Genomic DNA, 18,454 nt, shown 5'->3' with positions numbered 1-18,454 from the left:
TATGCCCCGGCAACTGATTGCGATTACCCCCACCGCCGGCCTGCGCCCCGTCTTCGGATCGAACGTTGGCGAAGGCGTCAAACGGTATCAGACCCTCCGGGAGTTGCTGACGGTGGGCAGCGGCCATGCGGTTTTTGCCGAGCCCGTTATCGAACCCGGTCAGATTCGCTGGTTTAGCGATCTGCCCGGCACCATTCAGCCGTATCAGGAACTGTCGCCCGAATGGCAGGCCAAATCCCGGGCGGTTTTGCGGTATTATACCGATCTGGCGTATGACCAGATTCAGCGCTACCACGACGCGGACGACCTGCACCGGATGCTGGCCGACTGCCTTGAAATTCCGCAGGTTAAAAACCTGTATCTGATTGGCAAACGCCCGGTTTTAATCCTGTGGGGCTTTCTGAGCAGTGATTTCAACCCCGCCCGTGGTCTGGTTCGCAAGCTGACGCAGCAGGCCGTTGCGCCCCGGATGATGCTCAACGCCAAAGTGGTACAAGCCGCTGACCAGAAGCCCGTTGCCAACGCGACGGTATCCCTGCACCACGGCGAACAGACGTATAAACTGACGACCAGCACCGACGGTAACGTCAGTTTCCTGCAGATCATCCCCATCGATCCACTGGTATTTCAGGTGGAGGCCGCAGCCGACTCCTATGCCGTGGCAACCGCCACGCTGACCAGCGAAAAAACCGTTGCTGACCTCATATTTGACGGTTTTTACCCCCTCATCACCACCTTAACGTTGCACCCGCGACTTGAAGAACACGCCTTCCCGCTCCAGCTCATCGATCTTGCTACGAAAGAACCGGTCAACGGTGCCACCGTGCGGCTAACGACCGCCAATTCCGACCTCACCCAGATCAGTTCGGAAACCGGCCTCGTTTCCTTCGACCCGGTTTTGCTGTTGGCCGGGGAAAAGGCAGTGGTCTATGTGACCCATCCGGATTTTGCCGACGAGCGCCTGGAACTGGCGGCCGGGGACCCAACCCACGTTGTGGAACTGAATCCATCCGGGCTTCGGGGTCGTCGCGGGGCATTCAGCGTCAATCTCCGCTGGTTTTCGACCGACGACCTGGATCTGTTCGTTTCTGACCCCGGCGGCAACCTGCTCAATTACCAGCAACGGGAAGTGAATTTCAAAGACCACCTCGGAATTCTGGATCTGGACGCCAACGCCGATGACGATTCGGCCACGACCGAACCGCAGGAAAACGCCTATTGGGAGAAAGCACACGCCGGGTATTACACCATCGAGGTTTCGTTTTATAAACGCCGTTCGCCGAAAGGGCAGGTCGTTCCGTTCGAAATCACGGTTCAGCACGGCAACCAGCAGTACGTCCTGCAACGGGAGACATCCAAAGAGGGCGAGCGTGTTTTTGTGGACCGGTTTCACCTCTGACCGCTCAAAAAACACCCGGCCGTGATAACCTTTTTTACGGACTGGCATCAATAGACATCCGGGCGCCCACGGCGCTTTACCAAACCATCAGAAAGCCCTTTCCGCATGAAACGCGAACTCCTTACGACCCCCCTGAAACGCATTCGGCCGGTATTTTTTAATGTGGGTGAAAACGTCAAACGGTATGAACAGGTGCGCGGCCTGTTTGTCAACGGTCACGACCGTTTGTTTGCCGAACCGCTCGTAACGGGGGCTGGCCGCGACGAAATTACCTGGTATGGGGAGTATCCCGGCGATTTTCGGACGCTGGCGTCGTATTCGCCCGAGGAACAACAGCAGCTTCTGCCGATCCTGAACGAGCAGGTCAACTACCTGTTTCGCGACATCATCCGGTATATCAAAAAAGGGCCGGGGCAATACGACCGGGCCAGCTACCGGAATCTGCGCCAAAGTGTCGAGAGCTTCCTGGAAGTGCCTTCGACGGAACACATTCTGGTGTTCAATACGCCCGACGGCCCCCGGTTTACGCTGACCAATTGGGGGTTTATGTTCGAAACGGAAAAACCCGAGCGCAACATCATCCGAAAACTGGTGCCGTTTGGGGTTACGCCCGTGGTGATCAGGGGCACGTATCGACCGACGAACCTGCCCGCAGCCAACGAGCCGCTGGCGGTTGAGTTTGAAACCCATAAACGGACGCTGACAACCGACGAACAGGGCCTGTTAACGATTGCGGAGGTTCCGTATCTGAGCGAAATAACGGTGTATCAGCAGGACGCGGGTGGGCAACCGGTGAATCGGCAAACCGTCTTCGTGGATGAGCGGAATCCGGCGGAACCGTATCCGGTTTTGCTCGAACGACTGCCGTTTTCCATGTTTTTCCGGGTGGTAGACCAGCACGGACGGGCCGTTCCCAAACACCACATCCGGCTCGATTATCAGGGAATGCAACTGCCCGTCCAGGCTGACGAACAGGGACGGTTGCTGCTGAACAATACCTACTATGGCGAAAGTGTGCAGTGTTACGACCTCGTCGATAAAAAAGAGCCGTTGGTCAAGACCTACGTCCACGAACGCGGCCAGCCCGACTATGTGATTCCGGTTTTTATTCCGGACCCGCTCAAACCGGTGAAGCGCGGCCTGGGCTGTCTGGGATTGCTGGTGGGATTGCTGGTGCTGCTGGTGGCCGGGCTGATTGCCTACTACTACTTCGCCTATGACGAAAAACCGCTCTCCCAGGATCAGTTGAACGCATCGGTCCGGGGGCATAAAAACCGCCTTTCCCCGCCGGATAGCCTGAACGCTGTCGCCCCCGATTCGACCGCCGTGTCCCCGGATACCCGGAACGAAGCCGGCCCGGAAATTCACGACGACATTGCGCTGTCTCAATGCAATGGCGGGCAGGACGGGCAGGATTATCAAAGCCCTGACATTAAGGTGGTGATTGCGGAATACGATCTGGGCCAGGAAGACGCCACCTTCGCGCTGGACTACTACACCGATGCCGTCCCGGATCAGATCGAGGTATTTGAAGGCCGCAAAGATGATATCGATGAGGATTCAAAACCGCTGTTCATTTACTACGGCAGCACCATCTACGACAGTTGGTCGCGGGCATCCATGCAGCAACTCATCAAAACCAAAAGCCAGTATGTAACCGTCCGGGTGACGGGGCAAACCATCTGGAATTACCGGGTCAACTGCCCTTTGAACCATCAGTAGTAATGCGACGAATACAAACCGTACATAAACAAAATAGCCTGCCAAATAAACTTTGGCAGGCTATTTTGAATGGAATAAAACCCTAAACAGGTTCCATTTAAAACTTTGCTTTTAAGCAAATATCCCCGTTGTTACTAATTCCCAACTTTATGCTATTTAGGTGAGAAATCGCCTTATTCCTGGAATTGTATAGATTGACCGATGCCGCCGTCAGTTCGTTTGAAACTTCGATCAGACACAACCCACCAACAAAAAGCCCTAACCCGCCCAGCACTTTGGGCAGACTCCGTTTTGTATACGCCACCTGAACGTCGGCAACATTTGGATTGGTTGGTGTGCGTATGCCCCGGACCATTGAAGTGGCTGGATTCCCTTTGATACCAATGTAACCGATAACCAGACCCGAAACCGCCACAACGGGACCAATTGGTTTTAGCACATTTCCAAACTGGAATCTCTTTCTGGCTTTGGGGACAGATTCCAATAGCTGGCTTATGGCAGAGTTCGACAATTTGGCCCCATTTTGGTAGACGGTGGTGGCAAACAAGTGTCGTTTAGCGCGTAATGTATCATCCAGTTCTGGGGCCGTAAAGTTCTTTAGGGCTTCTGATACACCTCTTTCCTGGAACCGTTTAACATACCTGAGAGCTGAGTTATTTCCATTCCAACTAGCCTGGCCCGGCGCAGTGGTTTGAGCCAGGGTGGGCAGAGCCATCAAAATTATAAAGAAGGATACAAGTTGTTTCATAAATTATCTAGTTAGAAGTAGCGTTTAACCAGCAGACTCAACCCCAGATTTTGTTCCAGTACGCCGGCATTGTCGTAAGCAACAATGGCATTTAAAGTGTATTTCTGTACGGGAAAAGCGATATGTTGCTGAACGGAAGTTTGCGTAAAACTCAGCGGGACATCATAATTCCCTAAATTTTTGCTCATCGAAATCCGGGTTACCAAATCAAATTTCTTTACCCGACTCTGCACACCGATGGTGACGGCATTTACCCGGTTATTGACGATGAGGTTGCGGTTTTCGGCCAGATTTTGTGGCAGGCCTGTGGTATAACGCAGCGGCATGATAAAAGGCGTACCAATTGTCTGCCCATTATAAGTCCAGCCATCGATGTATCTCCCGTTATTAAAATAATCATCATTACCCCGCAGTTCGTCGGCGGTAGCTCTTCCGGAGCTTACACTCCCTCCCTGACTGGAGGTGTGTAAGTATTCGACGACCACCCGAAGGATTCCGCTCGTGGCTTGTTTTCGTTTAAAAGACAGACCCAGCAATCCATCGGAGATGTTATTTAAATAAAACAAAGAGCCATCTTCATAAATAGATTGTCGATAAATAAACCACTTCGTACGGGCATCTTCATACTCTAATCCAATATCAAAAGTACCTAAATGATTTCCGACCCGGTTTCCACCTTCGGCTGAGGCTTTGCCATTTTCCACCTTAAAATCATCTGAATACAACGTTTTAGAAGTGATCACATAGAGATACGATTCCAGATCGCTGCCATACCGGGTTATTTTAACGCCCCGATCAACACGATCATACAAAAGCGTGCCACCCCATTGTACCTGATGATTGAAGCCGCCATGAAATTTAAAGCGCCAATCCGGCTTTCCTAACCGGATGTACAAGCTTTTTTGATGCAGATAATAATTCTGAATCCAGTCACCTTTGCCAAACCAGCCATGAGCGAAATTACCTTTCACGGCAATCAGTCCATTTTTTAGAATTGGCGTATAATTAGGCAGTGAAACTTGCACCTTAGGTATTGGAAGCGCATTTCCTGACCAAATATACGAGCCTATGCTCAAGACCGAGTCGGCTAATCCAACGAGTTCCCGCCGTCGGCCGGCATACAACTCAAATGCCCCATAGCGCACTTTGCCGTACAATTCCGTCAGTAGAACCTGATTGATTGAGCCCGCATTCAGGACCGCCCGTGCTCCATAACCGTACGAGAATTTTTTACCAGCCAGGCTATCGTATTCTTTTCTAACCTGCGCCCGGAGTGTAATGCCCTGGGATTCCAGCGGGACCTCGCCGTACTGATTCGATCGAATCCAGAATGGATTGCTGGCCGCCGTTGATAAATAGGTGCCGGCTTCTACCCAATACTGTGGTTTACGGGAAATGCTCTGTGCATCGGATAGATGACAAAGCAAAAAACTCACCAGCCCATACAAGGTTAGTTCTAGTTGTTTAGGCATACGTCAAGAGGGGGGTGAAATAGTCAGTGGAAGTGATTATATTTTGAAGACAATCAGTTCATTGCAATTAATTTCTCCACTTTATTTTTACTAAGATCTACGGATATGCAAATATTCAGCGATTCAATTTTTAGCACGATCGTTTTTCCCTGTGTCGATATGACTTGCCCTTCCTGATCTATGAATGCTCCGGAAGCAATTCTGAGTCGTTCAGCAGTCTTGAAATCAACAATTTCAATCGAATCGTGATCAAAATCATTCAGCATATCCTTAATCAAATCAATCTCTTTTTGCTTCACAATAGCTGGCTTTTTTAGCCAGTTAAGGTAGCCAACGACCCCTGGTACGCCATAAACAACCTGGCGTTCATTTTCTTCCACGTTCACAAAGCAATACGATCGGAACAAAGGTTCTTCAACGATCTTGAAGCGATCGGACCATTTTCGCTTGATTTTCCGAAGTGGACAATAGACTTCGACACCTCTTTTCTGAAGCTCCTTGGCAGCAAGCTTTTCAGAACGGGATTTAGTGTAGATAACAAACCAGGGCATAATTCTTTGATTTAGGAAAGTAAGACAGAGAGAGAGAGCGAAACGACCTGATAGGTAAATTGTATAAATAATCCCCTAACTAAGATTAATTTTCAAAGACTAGCTAATACTATTTTTAGAATTCGCTCGGCCGCGTTCCCATCGCCATAAATGGGCGTAACCGACTGAATGGGGAAATGCTCAAAGTGGGCGTAGGCTTCCATAATTCGCTTATAATGAGCATCGCAGAGTAAAGCGGCCCCGCTTTTGATGATCTCGATCCACTCGGTTTCTGAACGGAGAATGATACACGGTTTTTTAAAGAAGAAGGCTTCTTTCTGAACGCCCCCGGAATCAGTCATGATCAGTTTAGCCTGTTGCTCCAACAGCGTCATTTCCAGGAAAGAAACCGGTGGCACGAGTAGTATATTGGGATTGTTTTGAACGGTCTGAAATAAACGCGCATCCAGCAAGGCATTCATCTGCTTGACCGTACGGGGGTGTACAGGCATAACCAGCTTGATGCCGTAGCTGGTAGTTATCGCTTGAAATGCCTCGAAAATGGTGGTAAGTCGGTCAACTTCGTCCGTGTTGGTATTGCGGTGGAGGGTTGCCAGCAAAAACTGTCCCGGTTTCAAATCCAGTCTTTCCAACAGATCCGTTCGACCGGCGGCTAATTCCGAAAAGTACAGGCTATTGTCATACATAACATCTCCGACGTTGAACAGGCCCGGATTGTCAACGGTATACGGGGGGGCGTTGTCGGCCCGAAATCCTTCCCTGAGGAGGTTGGCAAAACCGGTTTGCGTCGGCGGAAATAGATACGTGGAAACGTGGTCACTCAAAATCCGGTTGATCTCTTCCGGCATTCGCTTATTGAAAGAACGTAGACCGGCTTCGATGTGAACAATCGGTGTATGCACTTTCGCGGCCGCGATGGCTCCGGCCAGGGTTGAGTTTGTGTCTCCGTAGATGATCAGGCAATCGGGTTTTTCAGTCTCAATAACTGCTTCAATGCCCGTAATCATTTTGGCGGTCTGCTCGCCATGTTTCCCGGAGCCAACGTGTAGGTTGTAGTTAGGCCGGGGAATTTGCAGTTCCTCAAAAAAGACATCCGACATTTCCCGGTCGTAGTGCTGGCCGGTATGAACAATCACTTCCTGAACAAGCGTTGGGTATTTCGTTTTTATGGCGCGACTGATGGCGGCCGATTTAATAATCTGCGGCCGCGCACCGATAATTGTCAGGAGTTTGAGCATAAATGGAACTGCATCATCTTTTGCGGTTTATTTCCCTGATCGGGACCAAGCCCACAGCAGCAGAAAACCCAGCGTCACGCCCAGCGCATTGGAAACCAGGTCATTGATATTGAAGGTGCGATAGGGTAACAGCAACTGCAGGTATTCGCAAAAGGCGGCAAAAGTCAGCGCCAGCAGATACGACAGCCCAATCCGGACGCGGTTCCTGTGATGGAGTTCCCAGCCATAACCGCCCACCAATACCCAGGGTATAAACAGCAGGGCGTGCGACAGGTAGTCCAACCGGATTTCCATTACATAATTATCGTTAAGATTCCCCAAAAGTTGACCCTCTCCATTCAGGGGTAAGGCTACCAACAGCAGGATGCATACAGTATAAACCCAGGCTATGGTTCTGGCGGTATTGGGACGAAGAAGGGTAGTTAGTTGTAACATACTAAAGGAGAAATAAGCAATGTTTGAATATCTTTCAGCTAATTTCTCATGAACAAACAGGTTATTTTTATCTATGCCTAAAGTTTATGATCATGAATAATTAAACCCTACTACACTTCAGAAATGGTAAATGCTTTAAACTTATCCTGATAATCTGGGCTATCTTTCATGACTTTAAAACTTGCAGGATAATGCATTAAAAACCAAACTAAAAACGAGGTAACATCTATCTTTTCAGTAAGCATTTTTTGTCTTCTTAACAGAAATGTAGCTTTTAGATCTGGCTGCTCAATCACGTCCTTGATCTTAGCAATCAAATCTGATTCATGTCCGGGCAGAATACCAAATGTCAAGTTATAGGTATGTTCAAGTTCTTCCAAGACTGAAATTTTACCGGCAAAATCGCTGTATCGAATAGAAGGAACACCAAGCATGGCAGCCTCAACACTCATACTTTGACTGTCACAAATCAGCAACATTGCCTGAGATAGTACATGATGCATATCGCTTGGATCTATGGTCAATACATAGCGCTCGAACTGGACATCTATCTGTGATTCTGTAGAAATTTTAACGGTATAACCTTTTGATAGTAACATCTCAATAATCTTCCCTAATAAATCCGGGTTGATTCCCCTAATACCAAAATCGTGATAAGCTGTTAAACGGGCCATTCTGATTAATACGCAACGTTCTCCTAAGTTATATTTTCTATAGATATTATCAGAAGGAGTGAAGATCGATGGATGTAGATAACCCAGTTTCATATACCCTTTGTACCCTATTTTTTTGGCTCTCCACGGACCGACCTGGCAGACATCCGGGCATAAAATGGTTTGAGTAAAGGGATAGGTCAGATCGGCTAAATTTTTGACTACTTCATAGTCATCTTCAATGATAGTTATCCGGTTGATGCCAAATAATTTCCCGAGCTGGGCGATTGTTGCGTCAGTTCCTACCAAAAGATCCGGTTTTTTACGAATAATGATTGGAATAATGAGCAGAATTCTTTTAAATAAACTAAAGAGAATGGCTAGTTTCGATACGCCCCGCTGTTTTGTTAAAATATTTGTGTAGTCGAATCCATCTTTCTTTATCAGTTCTTCTAAAACATCTTTCGTTTTTATCAGTATCGTAATCTCATGTTCGCCCGTATTTGAGAGTCGCCGGAGGGTCTCTCTTAAAAAAAGGTATTGAGCGGGGTGACCGAAATAGAAAAGGTACTTCATTTACTGGATTTTATTTTCTCTCCTCAATTACTTCTCTGGCCGATACCGACATGGGCATAAATCCGTAGAGTCGCTTAAGCAGGGGTCGAAATTTGTTCGCCAGCCAAAAGATTAGTTTATAATTTGACGGATAATCAAATGTATTCTTATTGGGAGAATTCCAGATGGTTTTAAACTCTTCCTTTGTCAGTTCCAGTTTTTTAATAATATATTCACGCGATCGATCCAGTTCAAGCTGCGAATCAAAAGGTGCATTGATTTGCTCTAATGCTTCTTCCCGCGTAATGGCTTGGCTGATTACCTGCGCCGACAGGTTTATTTTTCGTTTGTCAATCGCAAATTTTTTGGGTAACCAATACGCCATAGAAAATTTAGTAAATAAATTCTCATGATGGTGTCCACCGTAATCTTGCCAATCGTAAGTTTCTATCAACTTTTTTTTGGCCTCTTGTTTGTTATAGGCTAAAAAGTAATAAGGACGAATATCTCTTACGCCTTTTATCAGGCCCGTGTAAATCATTTTCGGCAGTGTCAACAATGGATACGTTTTGAGCTTAATTCCCGATCCGTATTTATCGTGAATGTACAGTAGTTGCCGGGCATCGGCATACGTCCATTCTTTGGGCTGCTTTCCTTCTGATCTAAAATCGTTGCCCCGCAATATGAATTGAATGCCTTCCTTTCCGGCTATTTTGTACATTGTTGCCTTGATAGCCAGATCAGTAGGTGTATCGATCCACGGCATCGATGCCTTCATATACGATTTCAGTAAATCTTTTATTTCTTCATAATCGATGACATACGTTTCCAAATCAATCTTTAACTGGGTGGTGATTTTATATATATTCTGAACTGCAATTTCACTATTAAACCCATTGTCCAGATTGACTGCCAAAGGCCGCAAGCCATATTCCTGGGTCAAATGCAATAAATAGGAACTGTCTACGCCCCCACTTACACCAACCAGACAATCATATCGTTTATTTACACCAGAAGCTTTTATTTCTGCGACCAACTTATTCCAATCCTGCGCTCCTTTCTCTCCGCGCGGATAATCGGCCATCATTTTTTCCTGCAGTCGGCAAAAATTCGAAACGCCATTCTCATCGAACTGAATTCCCGGAATGGTTTCATCCCACACACCTTTACGGCAAACTTTCATACGTTAAGCAAATAGATTGACTAGTTCCGCTTGTTTGGGGTAATTTACCAAAACCGCTTTTCGGGGACCGTGGAAAACAAATAACGAACCTGCACTGACCGCCGAAGCGTAAGATTCCCGAACAGCCCGTTTAAAATCGAATAGACTTCCCGCACCACCAGCCGCAACCACCGGGATTTGAACAGCTTCGGCCACTTCTTTAATGAGCTTGAGATCATACCCCTTCATCATCCCATCTTGTTCGATTGAATTGATAATGATCTCACCCGCTCCTTTTTCTTCCACAAGTTTTGCCCATTCAGTGGGGTTGAGACGCGTCGCTTTACTACCATTACGTATATACACCTGCGTCTGACCCCAAAATTTCTTCTTCACATCGATGGACACCACGATGGTAGAACTCCCAAATTCATCCGCTGCCTGTTGAATAAACTGAGGATTTTCTACGGCGATGGAATTAAGAATAACCTTCTCAGCTCCGGCATTGATAATGGCTTTGATGTCTTTAATTGAGCGGATTCCGCCCCCAACTGAAAAAGGCATGTTAGCTTCATCTCCTACCTGACGGACAAAATCCAGCGAGATCGTCCGCTTCTCTTTAGTAGCCAGAATATCTAAAAAAACCAACTCATCGGCTTTCAGGTCATTGAATATTTTTACGGCGTTGATTGGATCACCGACATATCGATAATCTTTAAACTGTACGGATTTAACCAATCCTTTATGTTTTAAAAGAAGAATAGGTATTACCCGCGGTCGGAACATTTAGCCTGTAACAAATTTGATTTGTTTCTAAATTCCTATGAAATTTTCTATTAGCACCGCTCCCCAATCATGGCTTTTTTCAGGATGAAACTGCATTCCGTAGATATTGTCTTTTGCTATTGCAGAAGCAAATGAACATTCATACCTGGTCATGGCCAGGACATCCCGCTTCTCATTGCAGGCTACATAGTACGAATGAACAAAGTAGAATAACGTATCTTCCGGAATGTCGTTAAAAATGGTTGATTCTTTTGTAACCCGAGCGGTATTCCAACCCATATGCGGGACTTTGTACCTCCGTTCATTCTCCATTCTAAACCGAACAACCTCAGCATCAAACCATCCCAGCCCCTCGACATCGCCTTCTTCACTATGGCGTGCCATTAACTGCATACCGAGACAAATACCGAGGATGGGCGTCTTTTCTACCAGAACTTTGTGGTTCATCACGTCCCAAATACCGGACTCTTTCAGTTTTCTGACGCCGTTGGCGAAATGACCAACGCCGGGTAAAACCAGTTTATCCGCCTTGGCAATCACCCGAATGTCCGACGAGATACAAACCTGGCGGTGAAGACATTCAAACTTCTTTTGTACGGAACGCAGATTGCCCATGCCGTAATCGATGATGACAATGCCGGTTTGCAAGTTCATTGGATTTGGCAATAGACCTCCCGGATCTGTTGGGCGATCAATCGGTTATCAAACTGACGAATGGAATCTCTCGACAAAACCGGCTCCGTATTAGCCAGTGCTTTGCGAATTTTGTCGGCTACATCGGTCGCGTCGTACGAGGTGATAGAACAGCCTGCAATGTTGCCCATGACCACCTGAACATCCCCAACGTTGGTCGACACAACCGGGCAGTTACAGGCGAGGGCTTCTTTGACAAACTGCGGTGAGCCTTCGGAATGTGAAGTCATCAGGGCTACATCGACTGCGGTGAATAGCAAGGCAACTTCTTCGCGTGTGTAATTTTTCAATTCGATCAACTCGACGGTTTTATCCTGAAGCAGAGCAACGGCAGCCCTAGCCAGTGGATAGTTCTTAACGGCAATACCGGATCTGGAAGAAAACAGAATGTATTTTTTATATGCCGAAAGGCCCAACTGCCGACGACTCTGCTCTTTGTTACGGGGAATGAACAAATCAAAGTCAACGCCACAGGGGATAACCGCCCGTTTCGCTTTATTAGCGTAAATCGCCTTTCTGATCAGTTGAGCACTGATGTAAATCGTTTTGCGGCTCAGTAATTCAACGATTAGTGAAACCACTCGCAGCGAAGGGAAATTAATATCTGATCCGTGAAACGTAGCGACTACGGGTACCTGTCGTTGCAGATTAGACAGCAGTGCCGACAAGGCCACATGGGCGTGAATGCAATGATACCGGTTTCCACGAAGTTGATTAATCAAATCGCTCAGGCACGATAAATAACCGTAGATTCCTTTTTTCGTAACAAAGAAATAATCGAAAGCAATGGCCGGATCGATTTGTCTAACCGCTTCTACCTGATCGTAGATAAAGGCCTGATGCTTTTTGAGATCAAAGTTTTCAGCATTGCCACTGCAAACGATCAATATCCGCATTGTACTTTACGATCGCCCTGCCAGCTTAAACCAGTTCCAACCAATGACCATAACGCAAATCAATACTAGGTAAGGAACGTAGTATTTCTTGTTTTTCGCATTCATCTGTGAAATACCGTAAGCCGCCAGAATCAACAGAAACGGAACGAGGGGGAGATGGAATCGCTCGGATAGAGCAAAACCGCTGGACGCCAGCACAAAAATGTAGGAGAAAATAACCGACAATAAGAGAATGTGTTCCCGTAACTGTTTGCGCTTGTAGAGTGTAAACAGGCCAACAAACACAAAGAAAGCGTACACATTACGCGTAAAATAGGCCCCGCCCAACATCATAGCATTAGGCTGATCGGGGATGTTGACAAGTGTAGGAAAGGGGGCCATTAGCATAAAAGGGAGAAAAATACCACGTGAACCATAACGTGCCAGTTTATTTGCCCCCTCCCGTGTGGCAAAATTATCCATTTGTGAGGTAAGGTTCTGGTCACTTGCCTTCAAATACTCATCAATCCTGTCTGCCAATGGGGTAAGGTAAATAAAAAAAGCACCTGAAATTAATAGAACGATTAGCCCAATCCGTTTACTCAACGCAGAAATTTTCCTGGAAGTAATGAAAGTAGCGACTGCTACTGAACCAATTAGACAACTTGCTAAAACTGTTCGAAAAAAGAACAATGAAGCGCCCATAAATGCCAACAAAATCAGGTTCTTCACCGAAATCGTACGCGATCTCATTAATTTATCCGCCAGATAAACAAAGCAGACAACCAAAAAAACCATCTCTGTTTCTTTTACATGAAGACCACAGTAATAGATCAGATTCGGCACAAGCATAGCCATAATACCAGCTATACGCCCGGTTGTTTCTCCAAAGCTACTTCGAGCAATTTTATATACTAAAAGACAAGTAAAAGCACCTAAAAGTGATTTTATAATCCGTGGGATTAAAATACCATCGCCAATTGCATAATAAAGAATTCCCAGATAAAAAGGATATCCCATATCATCAAAGTGAACGCCAATATATTTTAAATAGACATCAAATTGATTAGCTTTCAATAAATCGACTAACCAAATAGCTTCATTATGATAACCAGGAGCGTCCGCAGCATCAAACTCGAAAGGCTTTCCAGTCATCCAGATGTAAAAAAAATAGCTAAATAATACCCAGACGAGTCGGATAAAAAATGCCGTTCTGAATAGTTTTTTAGAAAATAATTTAGTTGAAAAATTTAACCAGTTTAGCGACAATTTTGAAGAAAAATAGAAAAACAATACTGCTTCAACGACACAAAAAAGAAACGATTGAAATGATAAAATCCGGTGTAGAAACAAAGCAGACGTTATAACAATAACAGCCGAAAAGGCCGAAATTCCTTTTTTTGTAAAATACGATGGAATATACCGAACTAAAGTATCAGTCATCAGCAAGTAATAACTTCTTGTATATTGTGTTAAGGTTTTTTATGTGATTCTGAATGGAGTACTTCTTTCTAACGTGAACAGCATTTTTCTCAGCAATACGCCGAAACGATAATCTATCACTAAGAAAAGGGAGAAATTTTTCAAGCATATCATTCACATCTTTGGTTCTGTACAAATTCGCGAAAGTACCTTGCTCTGTAATTTCCTGCATAACTTTCCAGTCATTAACAAAAACAGGAACGCCCATTGCCATTGCTTCAACCACTGCTATTCCAAAGGTATCATGATCACTTGCATACACAAAAGCATCCAATTCCTTTAGTATAGATGGTATATCGGAACGCCCCCCCAGAAAATGGACAGAATGTAATAAGTTATTGTCTTCACAAAATTTAACACAGGCATCAAATAATGAAGGATCATTATCATTACGAGCACCGACAAAAACGAAATGGTAATCAATACCTTTATTACTGAGCTCAGCCAAAAACTTACAAACCGTTAATTGGTCACGCCCAATTACAAAATTTCCAATACAACCTAGCAGTAATGTTTCAGCGGATAACCCCAACTCCTGCCGGATCGAAACTTGTGGAAAATTTAAGAATTTACTAAATGAAATTCCGTTATAAATAAACTTTTGTTTATCCTGATATCTTTCCAGACAATATTGGGAAACATAATACTCAAGTAGATGAAAACTAACAAATAGATTCGCGTTCGTGCGCTTGCTGATAAACCCCACCATATTCCTGGCAAACTTAGAATAGCCAAAATCATATCCGTGAAAACTCAGAATAAGTTTAATATCTAGTCCAAGACACGCCCAATACGCTAGAAAAGCGTCCAATGGCAAGTGTGCATGCACTATCTGAACACCCTCCTTCTTGAACAACTTGCGAAGTTTTAGTAAATAAGTAAAATCAAAAAAAATATTGAAGGGTAAATAATAAAGAGAAATACCTGTCCCTTGAAATTGAGGCAAAAGAGTTCCATTTTTACGATGGATCAGGAAGCAATCTAATTCCAAACTTGCGGATTGCATCAGTGTATCAAGCAAAAGTGTTTCTGTGCCACCTCGATCAAGCGCACCCAATAAGTAAGCCACTTTACTCATCGGATAAGGTGCAAAACCGCTTGCTTAAAAATAGAGCCTAATCTTTTTCCATTGAAAAAAAACCTAACAAGCCCAATCGGTGCATGATATATGATTCGATAAAAAATTGGCTGGACGGAAAATTCAACTTGTAACAGAATGATCTGCACTTCAACGGAATACTGCTCAGTCAAATAATATGGTAATAAGGACCGAACACGTAGCCCATCTAAAAGTTGTTTTAGGGCTACCGATTTCTCTTCAAAAGGCCGGAGATAAGCAAGATGAAAAATATAATGTCCAGACGGATGACAAAGTCTAAATCCACCAACGGCACGATTAGATAATTCAACATCCTGATTAGAATATGCTAAAGGTTTATTCAGGTAAGCAACTTTGCCACTTAATGCTAGCCGGATCCATAGGTCAAAATCTTCACCAAATCGTAAGTCAGAACGGAACCCACCAACTTTCATAAATGCATTCCGTCGGACTACAACAAATGAGCAGTTAATGGGCACACAAAAAGTAGCTCCATAAACACTTATATAGTCAATATATCCAGAAACAAAGCCCTCTATCAGACCTTTTTTTTCTAATTGATGTTGGCCATATTTTACATAGTAATAATTGCTCCCATATAAAATAGCTTGTGGATAGTCATTAACTAATTCTGAAAGCTCTGCCAGAAAAGTAGGCTCCCACCAATCATCTGCATCTAAAAAAGCAATATATTCAAATTTTGCTTCTTTAACACCGCGGTTACGAGCTAGTGCAACCCCCAGATTCACTTGATTAATTAATATAATCCGGGAATCTTCAAACTGCTTTACTATGGAAACACTATTATCAAATGAACCATCATTAATGATAAGTAACTCAAATGCGGAGTAAGTCTGAGCCAGAACTGATCCAATGCATTTATCAATGTATTGGTCTTTGTTAAAGAGAGGGACAATAACCGAAAACATTCCCAATTATTGGTTTAAGAATAAATAGCCTACATGATGAAGCCTACCAAAGAATTTTCCATGACGGTTCAAATACCACCGCTCCCAATCCCAAAATGCAATATGAAGATATCGCTTGTAACGAAATGAAGTTAGTTTAGAAATATACTGTTCGTAACTTTCTTTTGAATAAGTGGCTTGATCAACGATCACAATCTTATTATTTTTCTTCCAAACATATTGATGATCAAGGCCCCAGATATACAACTTACTTTCAGGATTTAGTATGGTATATCCACTCAAATATAAAATATTCTTAACTGGATATACTCCACCTTGGCTAGTAGTAATATGCAATGTATCATCATTAAAAGTAGTAACATAATCTGCAATAGCTTTATAATCAGCTTCAGAATTACGCTTTAACTGATGCCACATAAGTGGAGAAAAAAGAATACCAGAGGACAATAACATTTCGTCAGAAGTAGACAATTTTGTCCCACCACCAATTACTATCTTTAAGCTATCTAATCCCTTAATATTAGAACGAAAGCTTAGCAGTGTACTGAATATAGGGTATGGCTTAATAGATACATACCCATCATTACTATAGGGGTGAGATGAAAATAAAAATTGAAAACCTATTATATATTGAAAAAAGAATGCCATTGAAATAATAAAAAGAAGCTTCTTATTATAAGCATATCCAGTTTTAATAATATGTTTGAATACATAGATAACCGGGAAGGCAAGAAAAGGAGTGTAGTATAATATGTGCTTACCGGCGACAACTCTTGCCCCTAAAATTAACATAAAAAATAGTATAGGCAATAAATAAAGCCCGAGTAATTTCCATTCCTTACAGCGGATTATCAAATAAGTACCATAAACAATTAGCGTTAATACCAATATAGAAAAACAACCTATAATGGAGCGAGCAAATTGAGACGAAAAAAAACTTTGAGCCGTTTTCTGATTTTCCATAAAAGACAATGACCCAGCACCATGAAAAATATCTTCAAGAATATTTCGCGCATTACTAGTGTAAAATAATAAACCAACGAAAAGGAAAAATATAATAAAAATATAGAGAGTCAATATAACCCTTTCCTTAAAATTATTAGCTCTAATTAATAAAAAAATCACAGGAAAGGCCACTATTACATCAAAGCGGGTCCATGCTGAAAGCGCCAAAAGAATACTTGCCAATATACATCGAAAGAATGAATTCCTATTTAAAATAAGAACAAATGCAGCCATCATAAAAAATGCAGCACCTGTGGCAGAATTCATATAAAAGCATGCACTAAAAATTTCTTGAAAAAGCAATAGTGATAATAGACTGTACGCAAACGAGAAGTACAATAATTGCGAAACAAAATAACTAGATAGTATTAAAAACAGGAAACCGAATAGTGCTGAAACAAAACAATAAGCCTCAATAAGATTTATATTCAGTAACTTGTAAGTTACAATAACCCAAAAGAAAATCCCTGGCTGTGACTGAAAATTATATGTATAATAGTTTTCTTCGAATTTCACTTCTTTTATCATCCATTTACATCCAGATATAATATCTAATGCATCAGTTTCATATAATGTAAATGGAAAAATACCAATACAAAAGTAAATACATAACAACCCTACAATTGAGTATGAAAAAAAGATATTTTTATGCATTTTTTTTCTTTTTAACAAGATTCTATTCCCTTAAGTAAGTATAATTTATTCTAAAACATATTGTAGTAAAATATAAATGCACTACGTTTTCAAATCAGGTTTAATTTTTTTTTGCAACTGATAACAAACAAATTAAATAGTTATGATATTGACTAGCTATAATTTCTTTTTGTAAAATAGGGATTAAATCTTTATTGAGATTAAAATATAAATAATCTGCATACTTCAAAATTTCTTGGATTTTTGCACCAAAACTATCAGTTAGTATTTCAATCAGTAATGTTGGCTTATAACTTAACAAATATTGATCCATACCTTGCAGTACTTCTATCTCATGTCCTTCTACGTGTATTTTCAAAATTATGTTTAATAACAAAATCACTCATAGTCACTGTATTAATATCAAAATTTATTATTTTTTTATCGAATGCTATTTAGCAAAATCTAATGAAGCACTACACACATTTTATTTGAATTTTCTATATAAATCTTTTTAGAATTGATTGTATTTAACAAAGCATAATGATAACACTCAATGTCAAATCCATTAATGCTAGAATTTGCCACATACCAATTAAATATACGTTTAATTGGTTCAAAACCTATTACTCGGCTTCTAGGATTTACCGCTTTAGCTAATAAGGAATAAATTCCTGTGTTAGCGCCAATATCAATAATAACTTCAGAACTGCTTGCTAACCGAATCCGCAAATTAATAGATTGTTTCTCCCAAAAAAAATTATCATCAACTCTATTCCAAAACAATTTATTCTCTAATGTAAATCCCCTTTTGTTATTGTTATTCATAACAATATATAATCCTTTATAAGATATTTTAAATGAGCCAGCAAAATAAAATTGATTAATCATAAATCCTGATGGCACATAAAAATTTATTATAATTTTATACAGAAAAAATCTTAAAGAGAGTACATTCATATAAAAATCGAAGACAATATTTGATTTTTATATACACAAATTTCATTTATACATAGC

General features: G+C 42.7%; 18 protein-coding genes. 2 read left to right on the top strand and 16 right to left on the bottom strand.

Annotation, left to right across the window (positions count from 1 at the left end; all coding sequences use genetic code 11):
* The first annotated feature begins 1 nt into the window (after nt 1).
* Both ACS5NO_RS03760 and ACS5NO_RS03755 read left to right on the top strand, forming a co-directional pair.
* The gene (locus ACS5NO_RS03760) at nt 2-1,399 is read left to right on the top strand and encodes an MSCRAMM family protein (RefSeq protein WP_439413903.1); all 1,398 of its coding nucleotides are present in this window, start codon (nt 2-4) and stop codon (nt 1,397-1,399) included.
* 105 nt (nt 1,400-1,504) lie between these two features.
* Nucleotides 1,505-3,121: a hypothetical protein gene (locus tag ACS5NO_RS03755; RefSeq protein WP_439413902.1), complete on the top strand. Its 1,617-nt coding sequence runs from the start codon at nt 1,505-1,507 to the stop codon at nt 3,119-3,121.
* 97 nt (nt 3,122-3,218) lie between these two features.
* Here the strand turns inward: ACS5NO_RS03755 and ACS5NO_RS03750 are convergent, their stop codons facing one another.
* The 16 genes from ACS5NO_RS03750 to ACS5NO_RS03675 form a co-directional block, all read right to left on the bottom strand.
* Complete coding sequence (locus ACS5NO_RS03750; RefSeq protein WP_439413901.1) at nt 3,219-3,869, bottom strand: hypothetical protein; 651 nt, start codon at nt 3,867-3,869, stop codon at nt 3,219-3,221.
* Nucleotides 3,870-3,880: 11 nt separating this feature from the next.
* The gene (locus ACS5NO_RS03745) at nt 3,881-5,341 is read right to left on the bottom strand and encodes a capsule assembly Wzi family protein (RefSeq protein ID WP_439413900.1); all 1,461 of its coding nucleotides are present in this window, start codon (nt 5,339-5,341) and stop codon (nt 3,881-3,883) included.
* Nucleotides 5,342-5,394: 53 nt separating this feature from the next.
* A complete protein-coding gene (locus ACS5NO_RS03740) occupies nt 5,395-5,892 on the bottom strand; it encodes a UpxY family transcription antiterminator (protein ID WP_114408036.1) in 498 nt (165 codons plus the stop codon).
* Between the two features lie 92 nt (nt 5,893-5,984).
* Nucleotides 5,985-7,130, bottom strand: coding sequence for a non-hydrolyzing UDP-N-acetylglucosamine 2-epimerase (wecB, locus tag ACS5NO_RS03735; RefSeq protein ID WP_439413899.1), 1,146 nt, complete (start codon nt 7,128-7,130; stop codon nt 5,985-5,987).
* 27 nt (nt 7,131-7,157) lie between these two features.
* The gene (locus ACS5NO_RS03730) at nt 7,158-7,565 is read right to left on the bottom strand and encodes a VanZ family protein (RefSeq protein ID WP_439413898.1); all 408 of its coding nucleotides are present in this window, start codon (nt 7,563-7,565) and stop codon (nt 7,158-7,160) included.
* A gap of 110 nt (nt 7,566-7,675) precedes the next feature.
* Complete coding sequence (locus tag ACS5NO_RS03725; RefSeq protein WP_439413897.1) at nt 7,676-8,794, bottom strand: DUF354 domain-containing protein; 1,119 nt, start codon at nt 8,792-8,794, stop codon at nt 7,676-7,678.
* A 10-nt stretch (nt 8,795-8,804) separates the two neighbouring features.
* Nucleotides 8,805-9,956 (bottom strand): N-acetyl sugar amidotransferase, encoded by a 1,152-nt coding sequence (locus ACS5NO_RS03720; protein ID WP_439413896.1) that lies wholly within the window; start codon nt 9,954-9,956, stop codon nt 8,805-8,807.
* 3 nt (nt 9,957-9,959) lie between these two features.
* Entirely contained in the window at nt 9,960-10,721 is a 762-nt protein-coding gene (locus ACS5NO_RS03715) for an AglZ/HisF2 family acetamidino modification protein (RefSeq protein WP_114408043.1), read from the bottom strand.
* Nucleotides 10,722-10,748: 27 nt separating this feature from the next.
* Nucleotides 10,749-11,375 (bottom strand): imidazole glycerol phosphate synthase subunit HisH, encoded by a 627-nt coding sequence (hisH, locus tag ACS5NO_RS03710; RefSeq protein WP_439413895.1) that lies wholly within the window; start codon nt 11,373-11,375, stop codon nt 10,749-10,751.
* The gene (locus ACS5NO_RS03705; protein WP_439413894.1) at nt 11,372-12,310 is read right to left on the bottom strand and encodes a glycosyltransferase; all 939 of its coding nucleotides are present in this window, start codon (nt 12,308-12,310) and stop codon (nt 11,372-11,374) included. Before ACS5NO_RS03705 ends, hisH begins: the two co-directional genes overlap by 4 nt.
* 6 nt (nt 12,311-12,316) lie before the next feature.
* Complete coding sequence (locus tag ACS5NO_RS03700) at nt 12,317-13,732, bottom strand: glycosyltransferase family protein (RefSeq protein ID WP_439413893.1); 1,416 nt, start codon at nt 13,730-13,732, stop codon at nt 12,317-12,319.
* Nucleotides 13,725-14,849 carry a glycosyltransferase family 4 protein gene (locus ACS5NO_RS03695; RefSeq protein ID WP_439413892.1) on the bottom strand — a complete coding sequence of 375 codons (1,125 nt, stop codon included), beginning with the start codon at nt 14,847-14,849 and terminating at the stop codon, nt 13,725-13,727. Before ACS5NO_RS03695 ends, ACS5NO_RS03700 begins: the two co-directional genes overlap by 8 nt.
* Entirely contained in the window at nt 14,846-15,799 is a 954-nt protein-coding gene (locus tag ACS5NO_RS03690) for a glycosyltransferase family 2 protein (RefSeq protein ID WP_439413891.1), read from the bottom strand. The genes ACS5NO_RS03695 and ACS5NO_RS03690 overlap by 4 nt, the downstream gene beginning before the upstream one ends.
* A 6-nt stretch (nt 15,800-15,805) precedes the next feature.
* Nucleotides 15,806-17,458: a hypothetical protein gene (locus ACS5NO_RS03685; protein ID WP_439413890.1), complete on the bottom strand. Its 1,653-nt coding sequence runs from the start codon at nt 17,456-17,458 to the stop codon at nt 15,806-15,808.
* Between the two features lie 100 nt (nt 17,459-17,558).
* The gene (locus tag ACS5NO_RS03680; RefSeq protein ID WP_439413889.1) at nt 17,559-17,816 is read right to left on the bottom strand and encodes a class I SAM-dependent methyltransferase; all 258 of its coding nucleotides are present in this window, start codon (nt 17,814-17,816) and stop codon (nt 17,559-17,561) included.
* An 86-nt stretch (nt 17,817-17,902) separates the two neighbouring features.
* Nucleotides 17,903-18,397, bottom strand: a complete 495-nt coding sequence (locus ACS5NO_RS03675) for a class I SAM-dependent methyltransferase (RefSeq protein WP_439413888.1) — start codon at nt 18,395-18,397, stop codon at nt 17,903-17,905.
* Nucleotides 18,398-18,454 lie beyond the last annotated feature (57 nt).

This window comes from Larkinella fluvii, from assembly GCF_051857545.1.
Classification (GTDB): domain Bacteria; phylum Bacteroidota; class Bacteroidia; order Cytophagales; family Spirosomataceae; genus Larkinella.
Note: the sequence above shows the minus strand (reverse complement) of the source record. Positions and strands in the feature narration are given on the sequence as shown.